Here is a 20,618-nt window from a genome sequence, read left to right on the forward strand (position 1 = left end):
ACGTTTGGTTATACCGCGTCGCGCGGCAAAAGCAGGCCGAGCGGTAGCCGTACCCGCGCTTCCAGGCCGCCACCACTGCGGTTGCGCAGCTCGACGCTGCCCCCGTGCAGCGCCGCGATGCGCTTGACGATGGCCAGGCCCAGGCCGGTGCCACGCCCACCACGGGCGCGATCCCCGCGAATGAAGGGGTTGAAGATGCTGTCGAGCTCGGCCGGGTCGATGCCGTTGCCACGATCCAGCACGCTCAGCACCACATAAGGCGCGCTGTGGTCACCCGCCAGGCTGGCCACCACCTCGACCGCGTCGCCACCGCCATGATTGAGGGCATTCTCCACCAGGTTGGTGAGCAGGCGTTTGGTCGACACCCGGCGCAGCGGAAACGGCGGGATCTCTTCCAGGCACAGACGCACCCGCTCGCGGCCCTGGTTGTAGGGGGCCAGCGTTTCGCGCACCAGCTCGGGAAAATCGGCCTCCTCCACCGGCTCGTCGCGACCGTCGCGGATAAAGGCGAGGAACTGATCGAGGATGGCGTCCATATCTTCGATGTCGCGCACCATGTCTTCGGCCAGCTCGGAATCGTTGTCCATGAATTCCAGCGCCAGGCGCAGGCGCGTCAGCGGTGTGCGCAGGTCGTGGGAAACCCCGGCCAGCATCAGTTCGCGCTCGCGCCCGGCCTGCTCGACGTCCTCGGCCATCTGATTGAAGGCGCGGTACACCTCGGTCATCTCGCTCGGCGTATCGCTCACCGGCAACCGTACGCTGCGCCCCTGGCCGAGCTGGCGCGCGGCGAAGACCAGTCGCTTGAGCGGCGCATTAAGCTGGCGCACGAAGATCCAGGCCGCGGCCGTGGACAACAGGCCGATACCGAGGAACCAGCCGAGCACGCTCCAGATGCGCTGGCCGCGCAACGGATGCGGATACATGGGTACCCGCACCCAGCCCTCGCCGAGACTCGGCGCACGCACCCACAGCGCCGGCGGCGTGGTCGCGCGCACGCGGGTTTCGGTATCCGGGCCGAGTTCGGTCTGCATCTGCCGCTGGAAGATTTCGCTGTAGGGCCAGTGCTGCTCGCTGGCCGGCACCTTGTCGCGCGGGATGCGCTTGAGCCCGGCGGCCTGGGCGATATGGTCGCGGTCATCGGGGTTGGCCGCCCAGTAGGCGCGCAGGGTCAGCGCCGCGCCGTGGCTGTACTGGCGGTCGACCAACACATCCTCGTTCATCATCAGATAAATGAGGGTCAGCGCCTTGGAAAACAGCACGACGACAAGCACCAGCCAGAGGGTGCGGGCGAAGAAGCTTTGCGGGAACCAGACAGGTGCCTTCACGAGCGACAGGCCTCACGCTTGGAGCCGCAAGAAAAAGCCGCCCGCGCTGCAATCCACGGCAGCTTGTGGCTCGCCGCTTGCTGCCTCACTTGTTGCCATCCGGCACGAAAACGTAGCCCACACCCCAGACGGTCTGGATATAACGTGGCTTGGACGGGTCCGGCTCGATCAGGCGGCGCAGGCGGCTGATCTGTACGTCGATGGAGCGCTCCAGCGCATCCCACTCGCGACCGCGTGCCAGGTTCATCAGCTTGTCGCGGGTCAGCGGCTCGCGTGCATGCTGCACCAGTGCCTTGAGCACGGCGAACTCGCCGGTGGTGAGCATGTGCACCTCCTCGCCCTTCTTCAGCTCGCGGGTGGCCAGTGACAACTCGTACTCACCAAAGCTGACGCTCTCGTCCTCGGAGCCCGGCGCGCCCGGTACCACCGGTGCCTGACGGCGCAGCACGGCCTTGATCCGCGCCAGCAGTTCACGCGGGTTGAAGGGCTTGGCCAGGTAATCGTCAGCGCCCAGTTCCAGGCCCTGGATGCGACTGGACTCATCGCCCTTGGCAGTGAGCATGATGATCGGGATCTGGTTGTTCGACTCACGCAGGCGGCGGCAGGCAGACAGACCATCCTCGCCCGGGAGCATCAGGTCGAGGACCACCAGGTTGAACAGTTCGCGCGCCAGCAGACGATCCATCTGCTCGACGTTCTCCACCGCACGAACCCGGTAGCCCTGCTCGTCGAAGAAACGTTCGAGCAGGCGGCGCAGACGGGCGTCATCATCGACGATGAGAATCTTCTCGCCTTCGGCGGCAGGGGCAGCGGACTGGGTCATGGCGTCTCCTTGGACAGCCGTACTGTGGACGGCAAGTGGCGGCATTATCGCTCAGGCGCATGCCTGGGCGCTTCAGCCATTGTTAGCAGATTTTTCCCCGAACGGTTCCCAGCATGAGCGGGTGCGGTGTTTATAATGCGCCGCTTTCGTGTCTGGCCGGCATTCTTGCCGCCACCCTGTCGCTCAGTGGGTAGCTTTATATTTATGGACAGCATCAACAACCGCATCGCTGAAGAACTGGGCGTGCGCCCGCAACAGGTCGCCGCCGCCGTGGCCCTGCTCGACGAAGGCTCCACCGTGCCCTTCATCGCCCGTTACCGCAAAGAAGTGACCGGTAGCCTCGACGACACCCAGTTGCGCCACCTGGAAGAGCGCCTGCGCTACCTGCGCGAGCTGGACGAACGCCGCGTGGCGATCCTCGCCAGCATCGAGGAACAGGGCAAGCTGACCGCCGAACTCAAGCGTGAAATCGACCTGGCCGACACCAAGACGCGCCTCGAAGACCTTTACCTGCCCTATAAGCAGAAACGCCGCACCAAGGGCCAGATCGCCCTGGAAGCCGGCCTCGGCGAGCTGGCCGATGCGCTGTTCAACGATCCGAGCCTGGCCCCCGAGCAGGAAGCCGAGCGCTTCATCGACGCCGAGAAGGGCTTCGCCGACGTCAAGGCCGTGCTCGAAGGCGCCAAGTACATCCTCATGGAGCGTTTCGCCGAAGACGCCGCGCTGCTCGACAAGCTGCGCAGCTTCCTCAAGGACAACGCCACCCTCAGCGCCCGCCTGGTGCCGGGCAAGGAAAACGAGGGGGCCAAGTTCAGCGATTACTTCGAGCACGACGAAGCCCTCAAGGGCGTGCCGTCGCACCGCGCGCTGGCGATCTTCCGCGGGCGTAACGAAGGCATCCTCAGTTCCAGCCTCAAGGTCGGCGAAGAGCTGCCCGGCACCCTGCACCCGTGCGAGCTGATGATCGGCGAGCGCTTTGGCCTGGAGAACAAAGGCCGCGCCGCCGACAAATGGCTGAGCGAGGTGGTGCGCTGGACCTGGAAGGTCAAGCTGTACAACCACCTGGAAACCGACCTGCTCGGCGAGCTGCGCGAGAAGGCCGAGGACGAGGCGATTGCCGTGTTCGCGCGCAACCTGCACGACCTGCTGCTGGCTGCCCCGGCCGGCCCGCGCGCCACCCTGGCGCTCGACCCCGGCCTGCGTACCGGCTGCAAGGTGGCCGTGGTCGATGCCACCGGCAAGGTGCTGGAAACCGCCACCGTCTACCCGCACGCGCCGCGCAATGACTGGGACGGCACCCTGGCCATCCTCGCCAAGCTGTGCGCCAAGCATGGCGTCGACCTGCTCTCCATCGGCAACGGCACTGCCAGCCGCGAGACCGACAAGCTGGCCGCCGAACTGATCAAGAAGGTGCCGGGCCTGAAGCTGACCAAGGTGATGGTCTCCGAGGCCGGCGCCTCGGTGTACTCGGCCTCGGAACTGGCCGCGCGCGAATTCCCCGATCTCGACGTGTCCCTGCGCGGCGCCGTCTCCATCGCCCGCCGCCTGCAGGATCCGCTGGCCGAGCTGGTGAAGATCGACCCGAAATCCATCGGCGTCGGCCAGTACCAGCACGACGTCTCGCAGCTCAAGCTGGCGCGCTCGCTGGACGCCGTGGTCGAAGACTGCGTGAACGCCGTCGGCGTGGACGTCAACACCGCCTCCGCCGCCCTGCTGGCACGCATCTCCGGCCTCAACGCGACCCTGGCGCAGAACATCGTGCAGTACCGCGATGCCAACGGCGCCTTCACCTCGCGCGCGGCGCTGAAGAAGGTCCCGCGCCTGGGCGAGAAGACCTTCGAGCAGGCCGCCGGCTTCCTCCGCGTGATGAACGGCGACAACCCGCTGGACGCCTCGGCAGTGCACCCGGAAACCTACCCGCTGGTCGAGCGCATCGCCCAGGACACCGGCCGCGACATCCGCTCGCTGATCGGCGACTCGGGCTTCCTCAAGCGCCTGGATCCGGCCAAGTTCACCGACGAGCGCTTCGGCCAGGTCACGGTCGGCGACATCCTCAAGGAACTGGACAAGCCCGGCCGCGACCCGCGCCCGGAGTTCAAGACCGCCGAGTTCCAGGAAGGCGTGGAAACCCTCAAGGACCTGCAGCTGGGCATGATGCTCGAAGGCGTGGTGACCAACGTCACCAACTTCGGCGCCTTCGTCGACATCGGCGTGCATCAGGACGGCCTGGTGCACATCAGCGCGCTGTCGGAGAAGTTCATCAAGGACCCTCACGAAGCGGTCAAGGCCGGCGACGTGGTCAAGGTCAAGGTGATGGAAGTGGACATCCCGCGTAACCGCATCGCCCTGTCCATGCGCATGGGCGACATCCCCGGCGAGAAAGTCGAAGGTGCACGCGGCGGGCAGTCCCGTGGCGGCAACCGTGGCGGCAATACGCCGCGCAGCGAGCGCCATTCCAGCCAGGACAAGCCGGCACCGGCCACCGGCGGCATGGCCGCCCTGTTCGCCAACGCCAAGCAGTTGAAGAAATGAGTACGGAAGCCAACGTCGGCGCCAGCAGCGCCTTTTCCCGCCTGCTCGGTCTGGAGATTCTCCAGGCCGGCGGCGGTGAGGCGCGCGTACGCCTGACCCTGACCGACGATCTGCGCAACCTGCACGGCAAGCTGCACGGCGGCGCGCTGTTCTCGCTGATCGATACCGCCATGGGCCAGGCCAGTCACAGCCTGGGCGACGGCGGCCCGAGCAGCGTGACCCTGGAGTGCAAGATCAACTACATCCGCCCGGTATCCGAGGGCAGCGTGCTGTGCCATGCCAAGGTGTTGCACGCCGGACGCCGCACTCAGGTGGTCGAGGCCGAGGTGTTGCAGGGCGACAAACTGGTCGCCAAGGCACAAGGCACCTTCGCCTGCGTGTAATCGTCCGGGTTCGATCTCGTCTAACGTGAGAGCATCGTCGCCCCTTGCAGAGTGCAGGGGCGATCCCCATATTGTGGCGACTGCCCAGTTAGGAATTGCATCTTGAGCAACCTTCTCTCACGCCGCCTGGCCCAGCTCGGCGAGCCGGCCAACCTGTCCCTGCTGGGTGAATGCCTGCACGGTATCGAGCGCGAATGCCTGCGTGTCGATCGTGACGGTCAACTGGCCCTGACCCCGCACCCGCAAGGGCTGGGTTCGGCATTGACCCACACTCAGATCACCACCGATTACTCCGAGTCGCTGCTGGAGTTCATCACCGGCACGGCCACCGATCCAGCCACCACCCTCGACGAACTGGAAAACATCCACCGCTTCGCCTACGACAAGCTCGACGCTGAACTGCTGTGGAGCCCGTCGATGCCCTGCGCGCTGCCGGACGAAGAGACCATCCCCATCGCCCGCTACGGCAGCTCCAACATTGGCCGCCTCAAGTACGTGTACCGCAAGGGCCTGGCACTGCGTTACGGCAAGACCATGCAGTGCATCGCCGGCATCCACTACAACTTCTCCCTGCCCGAGCAGCTGTGGCGACTGCAGCGCCAGGCCGAAGGCAGCACGCAGAGCGAGCGCGATTATCAATCGGCGCGCTATATCGCGCTGATCCGCAATTTCCGCCGTTACAGCTGGCTGCTGATGTACCTGTTCGGTGCCTCCCCGGCGCTGGACAAGGGCTTCATGCGCGGCCGCCCGCATCAGCTGCAGGAGCTGGACCCCAACACCCTGTACCTGCCCTACGCCACCAGCCTGCGCATGAGCGACCTGGGCTACCAGAGCAGCGCGCAGTCCGGTCTGACGCCCTGCTACAACGACCTGGCCAGCTACACCGACAGCCTGCGCCTGGCAGTCGGCACGCCCTACCCGGCCTACGTCGAAGCCGGTACCAAGCGCGGCGACGAGTGGCTGCAGCTGAACACCAACATCCTGCAGATCGAGAACGAGTACTACTCGAGCATCCGCCCGAAACGCGTGACGCAAAGCGGTGAGCGCCCGATTCAGGCGCTGAGCAGCCGTGGCGTGCAGTACGTGGAAGTGCGCTGCCTGGACATCAACCCCTTCCTGCCGCTGGGTATCGACGTGGCGCAGGCGCGCTTCATCGACGCCTTCCTGCTGTTCTGCGCGCTGGAGGACAGCCCGCTGCTGGAAAACGGCGAGTGCAGCAGTTGCACCCGCAACTTCCTCAAGGTGGTCACGGAAGGACGCCGCCCCGGCCTGCACCTGCAGCAAGGCAACCAGCAGGTGGAACTCAAGGCCTGGGCCAGCGAGTTGCTCGAACGCATCCTGCCGCTGGCCGAACTGCTCGACCGTAGCCAGGGCAACCACACGCATGTCGAGGCACTGGCGCAGCAACAGGCCAAGGTCGCGGATGTGGCAATGACGCCGTCGGCCCAAGTGCTGGCCGTTCTGCGCCAGGGCAAGAGCTTCACCGAGTTCGCCCTGCAGCAGAGCCTACGCCACGCCAAGTACTTCCGTGGGCAACCACTTGGCGCTGAACAGCAACAGGCCTTCGAACAGGCCGCGCATGACTCGCTGGCCGGCCAAGCGGAGCTGGAGGCGCAGCCCGAAGAGGATTTCGATGCCTTCGTTGCGGCCTACCAGGCGAGCATCCTCACCCTGGCCGGGTAAAGCCAGCAGGGCCGCACACCCCCATGCCAATCAGGTTACGCGTAGTGCGCACGGCGCACGTGCGTAGCCTGGGTGTGCGCCACTGGACGGAAGATCGCGATTCGTCGACTGCGTCACAAAGCCAGCCAGCGGAGCAAAAGCCAGGATGGGCGGCCACCCCCGCACTCGCCCAGCCAGCTAGCATTGCCGGGTAAAGGACGATAGACGAGCAGCGCCCATGGCCGATGACGCCACGCCGCAATGGAGCTTGGAAAGCCTGACCAAGGCCTACCAGCAAGGCTATATGGCCGGCCTCACCGGCCAGCCCAGAGCCCGCCAGCCGTACCCCGACGAAATCCCGGCAGCTGCCTGGGAGGCCGGCTGGGACGATGGCTTCGAACAGATGCGCCTGCAGCAGCACAGCGCCTGACGAACAATTGCGATTGCCATCAATTCCGTAGGAGCGGCTGGGCGGCATTCCGCTTCAGCCGCGAAGCTCGCGGATAAATCCGCTCCTACAGTTCGCTGGACAGACGCCGCAGCCTACAACGCCTTCTCAAACACCTTGGAATTGCGCTGATAGTTGTACAGCGACGCCCGCGCAGTGGGCATGCGCTCGACGCTGCTGGGCTCGAAGCCGCGCTCGCGGAACCAATGGGCAGTGCGAGTGGTGAGTACGAACAGGGTCTTGATCCCCTGCGCCCGCGCCCGCGCCTCGATGCGCTCGAGCAACTCGTCACCACGGCCACCGTGACGGTAGTCGGGATTGACTGCCAGGCAGGCCAATTCGCCACAGTCCGAATCGGCGATGGGATACAGCGCCGCACAGGCGATGATCAGGCCCTCACGCTCGACGATGCTGAACTGTTCGATCTCGCGCTCCAGCACCTCACGCGAACGGCGCACCAGAATACCCTGCTCCTCCAGCGGGCTAATCAGTTCGATCAGGCCGCCGACGTCCTCGATGCTCGCCTCACGCAACGACTCGAACTGCTCCTGCGCCACCAGGGTGCCGTTGCCGGTGCGAGTGAACAGTTCGCTGAGCAGCGCACCATCGGTGGCGTAGCTGACGATGTGACTGCGCTTGACCCCGCCTCGGCAAGCCTCGGCGGCGGCATCGAGCAACTCACCCTGGTAGTTGCTGCCCAGGCGCGCCAGATGCGCCGGCACCTGCTGCGGGCGCAGCTCGCGCACCAGCTTGCCGTTATCGTCGAGCAGACCGTCCTCAGCGCCGAACAGCAGCAGCTTGTCCGCGCCCAGGTCGATGGCGGCGCGGGTGGCGACATCCTCGCAGGCCAGGTTGAAGATTTCCCCGGTGGGCGAATAACCCAACGGCGACAGGAGCACGATACTGCGCTCGTCGAGCTGGCGATTGATGCCCTTGCGGTCGATGCGGCGCACTTCGCCGGTGTGGTGATAGTCGACGCCATCGACCACGCCGATCGGCCGTGCAGTGACGAAGTTGCCGCTGGTCAGACGCAGGCGCGAGCCCTGCATCGGCGAGGCGGCCATGTCCATCGACAGGCGCGCTTCGATGGCGATGCGCAAGTGGCCGACGGCGTCGATCACGCACTCCAGGGTGGGCGCGTCGGTGATTCGCAGGTCACGGTGGTAATGCGGAGTCAGGCCACGGGCAGCGAGACGCGTCTCGATCTGCGGACGCGAACCGTGCACCAGCACCAGACGCACGCCCAGGCTATGCAACAGCACCAGGTCGTGGACGATATTGGCGAAATTGGGGTGGGCAACGCCCTCTCCCGGCAGCATGACCACGAAGGTGCAGTCGCGGTGGGCGTTGATGTAAGGCGAAGCGTGGCGTAACCAGGTGACGTAGTCGTGCATGAGCAATCCATTAGCGTCGAGACGTTAGACGGGCATGGCCGTCGTGTTCGGTTAAAGAGTCGCTCTCATCGTCGCTGCACGTCGTCACTCCGGGTCAGGCAGTAGTGTTGGATCAATTGGCGCAGCAGCGCCACAGTAGGTTCGATGCGGGCCAGCTCCAGGTGTTCCCCGGGCTGGTGGGCACAGTCGATATCACCGGGGCCGAGCACCAGGGTCTCGCAGCCAAGTTGCTGAAGATAAGGCGCTTCGGTACCGAATGCCACCGCCTGGGCCGTGTGTCCGGTCAAGCGCTCGGCCACGCGCACCAGCTCCGCGTCCGCGCTCTGCTCGAACGGCGGCACGGCGGGGAACAGCGGACCGTAGTCGATACGCACCTGATGCTTGAGCGCCAGCGGTTGCAGCTTGCCGCGAATCGCTTCGCGCAGCACATCAGGATCCATACCAGGCAGCGGGCGCAGATCGAACTCCAGCGCACACTGGCCGCAGATGCGGTTGGGATTGTCACCGCCATGGATGCAGCCCAGGTTGAGCGTCGGCTGCGGCACGCTGAATTGCGGGTTGTTGAACTCGCGCTGCCACTGCGCGCGCAGGCCGCGCAGCTCACCCATCACGTCCTGCATCGCCTCCAGGGCGCTATGCCCGAGGGCCGGGTCGGAGGAATGGCCACTCTGCCCGAGAATATCGACGCGCTCCATCATCACGCCCTTGTGCAGGCGGATCGGCTTGAGCCCCGTCGGCTCACCGATCACCGCCGCGCGGCCGAGCGGACGGCCGGCCTCGGCCAGAGCACGGGCACCGGCCATGGAGCTTTCCTCGTCGCAGGTGGCGAGGATCAGCAGCGGTTGCTTGAAGGGCTGATCGAGCAGCGGCCGCACGGCCTCGATGGCCAGGGCGAAGAACCCCTTCATGTCGCAGCTCCCGAGGCCGACCCAACGGTCGCCGACTTCGGTCAGCTTGAGTGGGTCGCTCTGCCACAGGGCGGCGTCGAAGGGTACGGTGTCACTGTGACCGGCCAACACCAGGCCGCCGGGGCCGGAGCCATAGCTGGCAAGCAGGTTGAATTTCCCGGGCGCGATCTGCTGGGTTTCGCAGGTAAAGCCCAGGTCGCCGAGCCAGGCAGCGAGCAGCTCGATGACAGGCGCGTTGCTCTGGTCCCAATTGGGCTGGGTGCAGCTCACCGATGGCGCTGCAATCAGCGCAGCGAACTGCTCTTGAAAGGACGGCAGGGGCATCGGCGATCTCCAAAAAACGATGCCCCATGATAGGGGCATCGAACCTCAGAGGGCACCTCTAAAAACTACCTACGTTGTCATCGCGGCGTTGAAAGCAGGCTCAGAATGCTCATTTACAACTCGTAAACTGCGCTTCTTCGCCTGCCTTCTCCTTGCGCTGACCGCCTCGCCTACGTTTTTAGAGGCACCCTGACCTGAAACCGCCGAAGTGGAATCAGACCCCGCCGAACAGCGCGCGCAGAATGAAGAAGAAGAAGATCGAGAGGATCGCACCGGCCGGCAGGGTGATGATCCAGGACAGGAAGATCTTGCCGATCATGCCCAGGTTCAAAGCACCGATACCACGCGCCAGGCCGACGCCGAGGATGGCCCCCACCAGGGTGTGGGTGGTGGACACCGGCAGGCCCAGGCCCGAAGCGCTGACCACGGTGGTGGCAGCGGCCAGTTCTGCCGCGAAACCACGGCTGGGGGTCAGCTCGGTGATTTCCTTGCCGATGGTGGCGATGACCTTGTAACCGTAGGTGGCCAGGCCAACCACGATGCCCAGCGCGCCCAGCAGCAGGATCCAGCCTGGCACCAGCGACTTCTCGCCAGCGGCGAGTTCACCACCGCTCTGGATCACACCGACGATGGCCGCCAGCGGACCAACGGCATTGGCCACGTCATTGGAGCCGTGAGCGAAAGCCATGGAGCAGGCGGTGAAGATCATCAGGATGGCGAACACCTTCTCCACACTGGAGAAGTGGAAGGCCTTGTCAGCCTCGGCATCGACATGGATGCGGCTCAGCAGCGCGATACCGATCAGCATGACCAGCACGCCGATCCCGATCGAAAGCATGAAGCCCTCGGTGCTGGAGAGGTCCAGACCAACATGCTTGAGGCCCTTGGTCATGGTCATCAGCGAAATCATGAAGCCGGTGATGAACATGTACAGCGGCACGTAGCGCTTGGCGTTCATGAAAGGGTTGTCGGTATCGATGATCAGTTTCTGCACACTGACGAACAGGCAGAAGGAGATGATCCCGGCAAGCATCGGCGTGACCACCCAGCTGGCGACGATGGGGCCGACGCCGCTCCAGTGCACGGCATCCATCGACACACCGGCGGCGGCGAAGCCGATCACCGCACCGACGATGGTATGGGTGGTGGACACCGGCCAGCCGCGCATCGAGGCCACCAGCAGCCAGGTGCCCGCCGCCAGCAACGCCGACATCATGCCCAGCACCATGAGATTGGGGCTGATCAGATTGGCATCGACGATGCCGTTCTTGATGGTTTCGGTCACCTGCCCGCCAGCCAGATAGGCACCGGCGAACTCGAAGACCATGGCGATGATGATCGCCTGTTTGATGGTAAGTGCACGCGAGCCAACGGATGTACCCATAGCATTGGCTACATCGTTGGCTCCAACACCCCAGGCCATGAAAAAACCGAAAAGGCAGGCAAGAACGAGCAGCACCAGCCCGTAGTCCGCAATCAGAGACATAAAATAAGTTTCCGTAGATCCCAGAAAGGACACTGGCGCTTAGCGCGCCAGCAGTTGTTCCAGTCGGTTGCCCACTCGTTGGGCACGGTCGGCGACATCGCCGACCCAGTCGATGATCTGATAGAGGAACATCACATCGACCGGGGGAAGGTCCTTCTCCAGCTTGAACAGGTTGCGGCGCACCTCGATCTGCAGGCGATCGGTATCGTTTTCGATCGAACCGAGCTCCTCGATCAGGGTTTCCACAAGCACAGCTTCACGGCCGGCGAAACCGGTCTCGAGCAGCTCATCCAGTTCGTTCATTGCCTTCAGCGCCTGGGCGCTGGCGTCCACGCTGCGTTGCACGTAGGTACGCATCAGCGGCTGCAGCGGCTGTGGAATGGCCATCTGCCGGCCAAGCATGAGGCCGGCGATGTCCTTGGCACGGTTGGCGACTTTGTCCTGTACACTGAGCAGTTCCAGCAGGTCCGAACGCGGCACCGGCAGGAACAGGCTCTTGGGCAGGTGCAGACGTACGCTTTTCTTCAGCTTGTCCGCTTCGTGCTCCAGCCGGGACATCTCCTGTTGTACCTGTTCCACCTTGGCCCAATCCTCGGCCATCACGGCTTCGAAGAAAGGCACCAGGTTCGCCGCGCACTCATGGGCCTTGGCGATATGCTGTTGCATCGGGCCGATGGGTGAACGGCCGAACAGGCTGACAAAGGGATTGATAGGCATAGGGTAAGCCCCCGTTTTGAGAAGGCCGCAAGTATAGGGACCGGCTTCGTCATCCGCCAGCACGCGTCATCGGTCTGTCACATTTTCATAAAAGGCTATCTAGCTCTCCACCATGGTCAAAGAAACCGAAATCAAACTGCGCGCCAGCCGCGCCACCCTGGCCGCACTGCGCGAACATCCGTTGCTGAAAAAGCGCAACAAGAGCGGCTGGCAGCGCGGCGAGCTGTTCAACCAGTACTACGACACCCCGCAGCGCGAGCTGGCCAGTGCCAAGGTCGCCCTACGCCTGCGGCGTGACGGCGAGCAGTTCATCCAGACCCTGAAGAGCCGCGGCCAGAGCGTCGCCGGCCTGTCCGAACGCAACGAATGGGACTGGTACCTGGATACCGCCGAGCTCGACCTCGGCAAGCTCGATGACCAGTGCTGGCCGGCCAGCCTGGCCGAGCTGGACAAGAACACCCTGCAGCCACTGTTCACCACCGACTTCGTCCGCGAGAAAGCCGAGATCGCCTGGGGCCGCGGCAAGGCCAAAGTGGTGATCGAGGCCGCGCTGGATCTGGGCAAGGTCATCGCTGGCGAAGGCGAAGAGGAAATCTGCGAGCTGGAGCTGGAGCTGCGCCAGGGCGAACCCGCCGCACTGCTGGAGCTGGCCTGTGAGCTGGCCGCCGAACTGCCGCTGATGCCCTGTGACATCAGCAAGGCCGAACGTGGGTATCGCCTGTTCGACGCCGGCAGCTACAACCTCAGCCTGCCGGCCCCCGAGCTGAACGCCGAGCTGTCCCTCGACGACGCCTTTGCCGCGCTCGCCTGGCACCTGCTCGGCGCCAGCCAGCGCCTCGCCGAACAGTATCGCTGGAATGGTCACTGGAGCCTGTTGCAGCAATGGCTGGAGCAATTGATCGATCTGCGCGCCCTGCTCGCCAGCCTCGGTCAGGCCGCGCCGCGCGCCAGTTCTCGTGAACTGCGCGAAGCGCTCGATGCACTGCTCGAAGACTGGCGCCCGCGCCTGGCAGCCGGGCAGGACGACGACAGCATGCGGCGCAATGCGCCGGCACTGTTCGCCGCCGAGCTCGATGGCTGCCGCTGGGGCCTGCTGTCGCTGAAGCTGTCTTACTGGCTGCTGCAGCGCAACTGGACGCTGGAGCGTAACAACCGTGGCAACCGCCAGGGCAGCGCGGCCCTGGGCAACTGGCTGCCTACCCTGCTGGGCGAAGAAGGCGCTGCCCTGCAGCTGCGCCGCTACCAGCAACAGCCGGAAGACCTGGCCGAGCAGATGCCGCGCCTGGAGCGCCTGCTGGTCTGGCTGCGCCTGGCACGTGGCGTACTGGAAGTGCCCGAAGTCGACCGCCTGTATGGCGAGCTGAACAAGCTGTACGGCCTGGCCCAGCAGGCGCTGGATGACGAGCAACGTCAGCTGCGCCCGACGCAGACGCAAATCCTGCAAAGCCTCAAGGCCTGGAAAGCGCTGGTGAAGTAACGACCACAGCACTGTGGGAGGCGTTTTCGCGGCGAGCCTTTGGTCGCGACTGAGTCACCTGCCACACACCATGAAAAACGGGCCCCGCGGGGCCCGTTTTTCATTTCAGCGCAGCACTCAATTGTCGGCGCTGGAGCGACTGTCGACGACGGGCTGCCAGGATGGCTTGGTCGTCTCGTCCATGGCCTGCTGCATGGCCTTCTTGCGCTTTTCTTCGGCGCGGTGAGCGAAGAACCAGGCCAGGAAGGTGGCAAATGACACCGCCAACAGGATCAGGCTGGCTACCGCGTTGATCTCCGGTTTAACCCCCAGGCGCACGGCGGAGAAGATCTCCATCGGCAGGGTGGTCGAACCCGGACCGGAAACGAAGCTGGCCAGCACCAGGTCGTCCAGCGACAGGGCGAAGGACATCATCGCCCCCGCCGCCAGCGACGGCGCGATCATCGGCACGGTGATCAGGAAGAACACCTTCCACGGCCGCGCGCCCAGGTCCATAGCCGCCTCTTCGATGGACATGTCCAGCTCACGCAGACGCGACGACACCACGACCGCCACATAGGCCGAGCAGAAGGTGGTGTGAGCGATCCAGATGGTGGTCATGCCACGCTGCATCGGCCAGCCGATCAGCTGCGCCATCAGCACGAACAGCAGCAGCAGCGACAGACCGGTGATCACTTCGGGCATCACCAGCGGCGCGGTGACCAGGCCACCGAACAGGGTGCGCCCCTTGAAGTGGGTGATGCGGGTCAGCACGAAGGCCGCCAGGGTGCCCAGCGCCACCGCCGCAATGGCGGTGTAGCAGGCGATTTCCAGCGAGCGCATCACCGAGTTCATCAGCTGTGTGTTGTCCAGCAGGCCGACGTACCACTTCACCGACCAGCCGCCCCACACCGTTACCAGCCGCGAGGCGTTGAACGAGTAGATGACCAGAATGACCATGGGCAGGTAGATGAACACCAGCCCCGCCCAGAGCATCAGGCTGGAGAAACTGAAACGCTTCATGGCCGTCCCTCCAGTTCTTTCGCCACGCTTCTGGTTAAAAAGCCGGTTGAACAGGATGACGGGCTCATTGCGATTAGCTCAGTCATGGCCGGCCCTCCAGCTCTTTCGCCTGGTTACGGTTGAACAGGATGATGGGCACGATCAGGATCGCCAGCATTACCACCGCCAGAGCAGACGCCACCGGCCAGTCGCGGTTGTTGAAGAACTCCTGCCACAGCACCTTGCCGATCATCAGGGTCTCCGGGCCACCAAGCAGTTCGGGGATGACGAACTCACCGACCACTGGAATGAACACCAGCATGGAGCCGGCGATGATGCCGTTCTTCGACAGCGGCACGGTGATCTTCCAGAAGTTGTTGAAGTTGCTCGAACCCAGGTCAGAGGCCGCTTCCAGCAGGCTCAGATCATGCTTCACCAGATTGGCGTAGAGCGGCAGGATCATGAACGGCAGGTACGAATAGACGACGCCGATGTAGACCGCGGTATTGGTGTTGAGGATCTGCAACGGCGAGTCGATCAGGCCGATGCTCATCAACAGACTGTTGAGCAGCCCGTTGTTGCCGAGAATGCCCATCCAGGCATAGACGCGGATCAGGATCGCGGTCCAGGTCGGCATCATGATCAGCAACAACAGCACGGTCTGCTGCGACTTGGGTGCCCTGGCGATGGCGTAGGCCATCGGATAGCCGATCAGCAGGCACAACAGGGTGCTGAAGAACGCCACCTTCAACGAGCCGAGATAGGCCGAGAGGTACAGGGCGTCCTCGGTGAGGAAGATGTAGTTGCCGAGATTCAGCAACAGCGTCAGCTTGTTGTCCGCCCACTCATAGATTTCCGTGTACGGCGGAATCGCCACGTCGGCTTCAGCGAAGCTGATCTTCAGCACGATGATGAAGGGCAGCAGGAAGAACATGAACAACCACAGGAAGGGTATGCCGATCACGGCATGCCGCCCGCTGGGCAGATAGCGCGCCAGTTTGCTCATTTTCATGATTGCAGTACCACGCCGCTGTCGTCTTCCCAATACACCACCACCGGTTCGTCCCAGGTCGGACGCTTGCCGCGGCGCTCGGCGTTGGCGATGAAGCACTGCACCACCTGCCCGGAGGTAAGCTTGACGTAGTACACCGAGTGGCCACCCAGATAGGCGATGTCATGCACGTGACCATTGCACCAGTTGTACTCGGGATGCTCGTGATCTTCCGGCAGCGCGGTGGCCATCAGCAGCTTCTCGGGGCGCAGGGCGTAGCTGACGGACTTGTTCTCGGCGCGGGTACTGACGCCGTGACCGATGTAGATCGGCTTGTCCAGTTGCGGGCAGTCGATGACCGCGTGGTCGACCTCATCAGTGGTGATCTGGCCGTCGAACAGGTTGACGTTACCGATGAACTCGCACACCAGGCGACTGGTCGGCGTCTCGTAGATGTCGATCGGGCTGCCGGTCTGAGCGATCCAGCCCAGATGCATGATGGCGATGCGCTGGGCCATGGTCATGGCCTCTTCCTGATCGTGGGTCACCATCACGCAGGTCACGCCGACGCGTTCGATGATTTCCACCAGCTCCAGCTGCATCTGCGAGCGCAGCTTCTTGTCCAGTGCACCCATGGGCTCGTCGAGCAGCAGCAGCTTCGGACGCTTGGCCAGAGAACGGGCCAGGGCCACACGCTGACGCTGACCACCGGAAAGCTGGTGCGGCTTGCGCTTGGCGTACTGGGTCATGTGCACCAGCTTGAGCATCTCCGCTACACGCTCGTCGATCTCGGCCCTGGGCAGCTTGTCCTGCTGCAGGCCGAAAGCGATGTTCTGCGCCACGGTCATATGCGGGAACAGGGCATAGGACTGGAACATCATGTTGATCGGACGCTGGTACGGCGGCATGTCCGTGATGTCCACGCCATCGAGGATGATGCGCCCCTCGGTCGGCCGTTCGAAGCCGGCGAGCATGCGCAGCAGGGTCGACTTGCCTGAGCCGGAGCCGCCAAGCAGAGCGAAGATCTCGCCCTTGTTGATGGTCAGCGAAACGTCGTCGACGGCTACGGTCTCATCGAACTTCTTGGTTACCCGATCGATCTTGACCAGCACCTCTTTCGGTGTCTGATCCCCCTCGAGGGCTTTTTTGTAGGCGCTGGAGGCAACAGCCATTTAGGAGAACTCCCGGAAGATTGTGCCCGACCCCCAGGGCCGGGCAGGAACGATTACTGACCCGACTTGACCTTGGTCCAGGTGCGAGTCATCAGGCGCTGCACCTTCACTGGCAATTCAGCGGAGATGTACAGCTTGTCCAGTACGGCCTGCGGCGGGTACACGGACGGGTCGTTGCGAACCTCCTGATCCATGAACTCGTCCGCCTTGATATTGGGGTTGGCGTAACCGACGTAATCACTGACTTCGGCGATCACTTCGGGCTCGAGGAGGAAATTGATGAACGCGTGGGCCTGGTCGGCATTCGCTGCGTCGGCGGGAATGGCCATCATGTCGAACCAGAGGTTGGCGCCTTCCTTGGGAATGCTGTAGGCGATCTCGATACCCTTGCCGGCTTCTTCGGCGCGGTCGGCGGCCTGCAGGATGTCGCCGGAGAAACCGGCTGCCACGCAGATGTTGCCGTTGGCCAGATCACCGATGTACTTGGAACTGTGGAAGTAGGTGACGTAGGGGCGCACTTCCAGCAGTTTGGCTTCGGCCTTGGCGTAATCGTCGGGGTTGGTGCTGTTGGGGTTCAGCCCCAGATAATTGAGCATGGCCGGGATCATTTCGTCGCCCGAATCGAGGAAGGCAACGCCGCACTCGCTCAGTTTCTTGATGTTCTCCGGCTCGAACAGCACGGCCCAGGAATCGATCTCCTCGACGCCGAGCGCGGCCTTGACCTTCTCGACGTTGTAACCGATGCCGTTAGTACCCCACAGGTAGGGCACGGCGTACTGGTTACCCGGGTCGTTGGTTTCCAGCTGCTTGAGCAGCGCTGGATCGAGGTTATTCCAGTTGGGCAGTTTGGCGCGGTCCAGTTTCTGGAAGGCGCCGGCCTTGATCTGCTTGCCGAGGAAATGGTTGGAAGGCACCACCACGTCGTAACCGCTACGACCAGCAAGCAGTTTGCCTTCGAGGGTTTCGTTGGAGTCGAACACGTCATAGATCGGCTTGATACCGGTTTTCGCTTCGAACTTGGCCAGCGTCTCTTCGCCGATGTAGTCGCTCCAGTTGTAGATGTGCACCGTCTGCTGAGCCAGGGCGGCTCCACTCAGGCTAGCAGCTGCCAGGGCGATAAGAGTCTTGGGCAGGGTTACTCGCACAGTTTCATCCTCGCTTAGTGGCCGCTAAAAAAGCGCGGCACTTTATAGAAAAACGCGTTGGGAATCAGCGACTGCCAAATCAAGCCGCACCGGTACCACCTCGGTCTGCAGACTCGAGGACGCGCATATCGACGGCCGTCATGGCCCTGTAAAGTGTCCCTTGGAACCTGGCGGGCAAGCCCGCCAGGTGGTACTGCCTCTACGATCAGCGACCGGACTTGATCTTGGTCCAGCTGCGGGTCATGTTGCGCTGCACGGCAGGCGCCAGGTCCGGGAAGGTGTAGATCTTCTTCAGCACTTCCGGAGTCGGATACACGCCCGGATCGGTACGCAGTGCTTCATCCACCAGCGGAGTGGCGGCAGCGTTGCCGTTGGGGAACTGCACGTAGTTGGTGATGCTGGCCATCACCTCAGGCTTCATCAGGTAATTGAGGAAGACGTGTGCAGACTCGACGTTCTTGGCGTCGGCCGGCACGGCCAGCATGTCGAAGAACGAACCGGCGCCTTCCTTCGGAATGTTGTAGCCCACTTGCACGCCGTTCTTCGCTTCTTCGGCGCGCGCCTTGCTCTGATAGATGTCACCCGAGTAACCAATGGCGACGCAGATGTTTCCGTTGGCCAGATCGGAGATGTACTTGGAGCTGTGGAAGTAGGCCACCGACGGACGAATTTTCATGAACAGCTCTTCGGCCTTCTTCAGCTCACCCTTGTCGCTGCTGTCCGGGGCATAGCCCAGGTAATGCAGGGCAGCCGGCAGGATCTCGGTCGGCGAATCGAGGAAGGAAACGCCACAGGACTTCAGCTTCTCCATGTTTTCCGGCTTGAACACCAGGTCCCAGGAATCGACCGGCGCGTCGTCGCCGAGCACCGCCTTGACCTTCTCGACGTTGTAGCCGATGCCGATGGTGCCCCACATGTAGGGGATGGAATACTGGTTGCCCGGATCGCTTGGCTCCAGGGCCTTGAGCAGGTCCTTGTCCAGGTTCGACCAGTTCGGCAGCTTGGACCTGTCCAGCTTCTGGAACACGCCAGCCTTGATCTGTTTGGCCAGGAACGGGTTGGACGGTACCACCACGTCGTAACCGGAGCTGCCGGCCAGCAACTTGGCTTCCAGCACTTCATTGCTGTCGAAGACGTCGTAAACGACCTTGATGCCGGTTTCCTTCTCGAAATTGGCCAGGGTGTCTTCGGCGATGTAATCGCTCCAGTTGTAGACATGCAGCACCTTGTCGTCAGCCTGAGCAGCGCCTGCCACGGCCGCGGTCAGGGACAACGCGAGAAGGGTCTTGCCGAATGTTTTCATGCGTACAGCTCCTGTTGTTGTGTCGATATTCCAGAGGTCGCGCAAGCCGTTCGAATCAGGCTGGCTCACGCACTCTGGCGCAGTCTGGCAAGGTCATGGCACCGCTGACAACTTTCCGTGGCTGCGGGCTTTCAGACCTACAGGTCACGCTGAGTCAGATCCAGGCACTTGCGCGCTTTCTCTATCAGTTCATCCACTTCCGCCTGGCTGATCACCAGAGGCGGCGCGATGATCATGGTGTCGCCCACGGCGCGCATGATCAGACCGTTATCAAAGCAGTGGCCGCGGCAAATCATGCCTACCGCCTTGTCACCCGGATAACGTTTGCGCGTCGCTTTGTCCTGCACCAATTCGATAGCGCCGAGCATGCCGATACCGCGTACTTCACCCACCAACGGGTGATCCGCCAGCTCACGCAGACGACGCTGCAAATACGGTGCCGTTTCTGCTTTCACCCGCTCGACGATGCCTTCTTCCTTGAGAATGCGCAGGTTCTCCAGACCCACTGCCGCCGCCACCGGATGCCCGGAATAGGTGAAGCCGTGGTTGAAGTCGCCGTGCGCCTCGATCACCTCGAACACCTTGTCGCTGACGATCAGCCCGCCCATCGGCACGTAACCTGAGGTCAGGCCCTTGGCGATGGTCATCAGGTCGGGCTTGAGATCGTAGTACTGGCTGCCGAACCACTCCCCGGTACGGCCGAATCCGCAGATCACTTCGTCGGCGACGAACAGGATGTCGTACTTGGCGAGGATTTCCTTGATGCGCGGCCAGTAGCTCTGCGGCGGGATGATTACGCCGCCGGCGCCCTGGATCGGCTCGGCAATGAAGGCTGCAACGTTGTCTTCGCCCAGCTCGAGAATCTTCTTCTCCAGCTGATCGGCAGCCCAGATGCCGAAGGCTTCCGGGGTCATGTCGCCGCCTTCACCGAACCAGTACGGCTGCGGGATATGGGCGATGCCGGGGATCGGCAGGTCGCCCTGCTCGTGCATGAATTTCATACCGCCGAGGCTGGCGCCGGCCACGGTGGAGCCGTGATAGCCATTGTCGCGACCGATGATGATCTTCTTGCTCGGCTGGCCCTTGCACGCCCAGTAGTGGCGTACCAGACGCAGCATGGTGTCGTTGCCTTCGGAACCCGAACCAGTGAAGAACACATGGTTCATGCCGGCCGGCGCCAGTTGGGAGATGGCATGCGCCAGTTCCAGCACCGGCGGGTGGGCAGTCTGGAAGAAGGTGTTGTAGAACGGCAATTGACGCATCTGCGCGCTCGCGGCTTCGACCAGTTCCTCGCGGCCATAACCGACGGCCACACACCACAGGCCGGCCATGCCGTCGAGTATCTTGTTGCCCTCGCTGTCCCACAGGTGCACGCCTTTGGCCTCGGTGATGATGCGCGGGCCTTTCTCGGCCAACTGCTTGTAATCACTGAACGGCGCCAGGTGGTGAGCCTGGCTCAGGGCCTGCCACTGAGCAGTCTTGGGATTGTTCGCTTGCTTGTTCATTACCAACACCTTGCTAGCACGCAGCGCCAGCGGCGCTACGCA

Annotated in this window: 17 protein-coding genes; 5 read left to right on the top strand and 12 right to left on the bottom strand. The window is 63.3% G+C overall.

Annotation, left to right across the window (positions count from 1 at the left end; translation table 11 throughout):
• Window positions 1-8 precede the first annotated feature (8 nt).
• Both ACN8M7_RS04230 and ompR read right to left on the bottom strand, forming a co-directional pair.
• Window positions 9-1,325, bottom strand: a complete 1,317-nt coding sequence (locus ACN8M7_RS04230) for an ATP-binding protein (protein WP_490259887.1) — start codon at window positions 1,323-1,325, stop codon at window positions 9-11.
• An 85-nt stretch (window positions 1,326-1,410) separates the two neighbouring features.
• Window positions 1,411-2,148, bottom strand: a complete 738-nt coding sequence (gene ompR / locus ACN8M7_RS04235) for an osmolarity response regulator transcription factor OmpR (RefSeq protein ID WP_061238593.1) — start codon at window positions 2,146-2,148, stop codon at window positions 1,411-1,413.
• A gap of 204 nt (window positions 2,149-2,352) precedes the next feature.
• On the opposite strand from ompR, the gene ACN8M7_RS04240 reads away from it, so the two are divergent.
• From ACN8M7_RS04240 to rmf, 4 genes are all read left to right on the top strand, one after another.
• Window positions 2,353-4,680, top strand: a complete 2,328-nt coding sequence (locus ACN8M7_RS04240) for a Tex family protein (protein ID WP_490259888.1) — start codon at window positions 2,353-2,355, stop codon at window positions 4,678-4,680.
• A complete protein-coding gene (locus ACN8M7_RS04245; RefSeq protein WP_061238595.1) occupies window positions 4,677-5,063 on the top strand; it encodes a PaaI family thioesterase in 387 nt (128 codons plus the stop codon). Before ACN8M7_RS04240 ends, ACN8M7_RS04245 begins: the two co-directional genes overlap by 4 nt.
• 102 nt (window positions 5,064-5,165) lie before the next feature.
• The gene (gene gshA, locus ACN8M7_RS04250) at window positions 5,166-6,746 is read left to right on the top strand and encodes a glutamate--cysteine ligase (RefSeq protein WP_490259889.1); all 1,581 of its coding nucleotides are present in this window, start codon (window positions 5,166-5,168) and stop codon (window positions 6,744-6,746) included.
• A 217-nt stretch (window positions 6,747-6,963) separates the two neighbouring features.
• A complete protein-coding gene (gene rmf, locus ACN8M7_RS04255) occupies window positions 6,964-7,155 on the top strand; it encodes a ribosome modulation factor (RefSeq protein ID WP_061238597.1) in 192 nt (63 codons plus the stop codon).
• 113 nt (window positions 7,156-7,268) lie between these two features.
• Here rmf and argA read toward each other — a convergent pair whose 3' ends face one another.
• From argA to ACN8M7_RS04275, 4 genes are all read right to left on the bottom strand, one after another.
• Window positions 7,269-8,567 (bottom strand): amino-acid N-acetyltransferase, encoded by a 1,299-nt coding sequence (argA, locus tag ACN8M7_RS04260; protein ID WP_490259890.1) that lies wholly within the window; start codon window positions 8,565-8,567, stop codon window positions 7,269-7,271.
• Window positions 8,568-8,632: 65 nt separating this feature from the next.
• The gene (argE, locus tag ACN8M7_RS04265; RefSeq protein ID WP_061238599.1) at window positions 8,633-9,799 is read right to left on the bottom strand and encodes an acetylornithine deacetylase; all 1,167 of its coding nucleotides are present in this window, start codon (window positions 9,797-9,799) and stop codon (window positions 8,633-8,635) included.
• Between the two features lie 214 nt (window positions 9,800-10,013).
• The gene (locus ACN8M7_RS04270) at window positions 10,014-11,285 is read right to left on the bottom strand and encodes an inorganic phosphate transporter (protein ID WP_061238600.1); all 1,272 of its coding nucleotides are present in this window, start codon (window positions 11,283-11,285) and stop codon (window positions 10,014-10,016) included.
• A 39-nt stretch (window positions 11,286-11,324) separates the two neighbouring features.
• Complete coding sequence (locus ACN8M7_RS04275; RefSeq protein ID WP_061238601.1) at window positions 11,325-12,002, bottom strand: TIGR00153 family protein; 678 nt, start codon at window positions 12,000-12,002, stop codon at window positions 11,325-11,327.
• Window positions 12,003-12,114: 112 nt separating this feature from the next.
• Here ACN8M7_RS04275 and ACN8M7_RS04280 point away from each other — a divergent pair, with 112 nt between their 5' ends.
• On the top strand, window positions 12,115-13,479 hold the full coding sequence (locus ACN8M7_RS04280) for a CYTH domain-containing protein (protein WP_490259891.1): 1,365 nt from the start codon (window positions 12,115-12,117) through the stop codon (window positions 13,477-13,479).
• Window positions 13,480-13,596: 117 nt separating this feature from the next.
• Here ACN8M7_RS04280 and ACN8M7_RS04285 read toward each other — a convergent pair whose 3' ends face one another.
• The 6 genes from ACN8M7_RS04285 to ACN8M7_RS04310 all read right to left on the bottom strand — a co-directional run bounded on the left by ACN8M7_RS04285 (window position 13,597) and on the right by ACN8M7_RS04310 (window position 20,576).
• Window positions 13,597-14,481, bottom strand: a complete 885-nt coding sequence (locus ACN8M7_RS04285; RefSeq protein WP_061238603.1) for an ABC transporter permease subunit — start codon at window positions 14,479-14,481, stop codon at window positions 13,597-13,599.
• An 82-nt stretch (window positions 14,482-14,563) separates the two neighbouring features.
• A complete protein-coding gene (locus ACN8M7_RS04290; RefSeq protein WP_490260288.1) occupies window positions 14,564-15,445 on the bottom strand; it encodes an ABC transporter permease subunit in 882 nt (293 codons plus the stop codon).
• Window positions 15,446-15,468: 23 nt separating this feature from the next.
• A complete protein-coding gene (gene potA, locus ACN8M7_RS04295; RefSeq protein WP_490259892.1) occupies window positions 15,469-16,623 on the bottom strand; it encodes a polyamine ABC transporter ATP-binding protein in 1,155 nt (384 codons plus the stop codon).
• 53 nt (window positions 16,624-16,676) lie between these two features.
• Entirely contained in the window at window positions 16,677-17,768 is a 1,092-nt protein-coding gene (locus ACN8M7_RS04300; RefSeq protein WP_061238606.1) for a polyamine ABC transporter substrate-binding protein, read from the bottom strand.
• A gap of 205 nt (window positions 17,769-17,973) precedes the next feature.
• The gene (locus tag ACN8M7_RS04305) at window positions 17,974-19,071 is read right to left on the bottom strand and encodes a polyamine ABC transporter substrate-binding protein (RefSeq protein WP_490259893.1); all 1,098 of its coding nucleotides are present in this window, start codon (window positions 19,069-19,071) and stop codon (window positions 17,974-17,976) included.
• A gap of 137 nt (window positions 19,072-19,208) precedes the next feature.
• On the bottom strand, window positions 19,209-20,576 hold the full coding sequence (locus tag ACN8M7_RS04310; protein ID WP_061238608.1) for an aspartate aminotransferase family protein: 1,368 nt from the start codon (window positions 20,574-20,576) through the stop codon (window positions 19,209-19,211).
• Window positions 20,577-20,618 lie beyond the last annotated feature (42 nt).

Origin of the sequence: Pseudomonas spartinae (assembly GCF_965197125.1) — a bacterium.
In the GTDB taxonomy this organism is placed as follows: Bacteria; Pseudomonadota; Gammaproteobacteria; order Pseudomonadales; family Pseudomonadaceae; genus Aquipseudomonas; species Aquipseudomonas composti_A.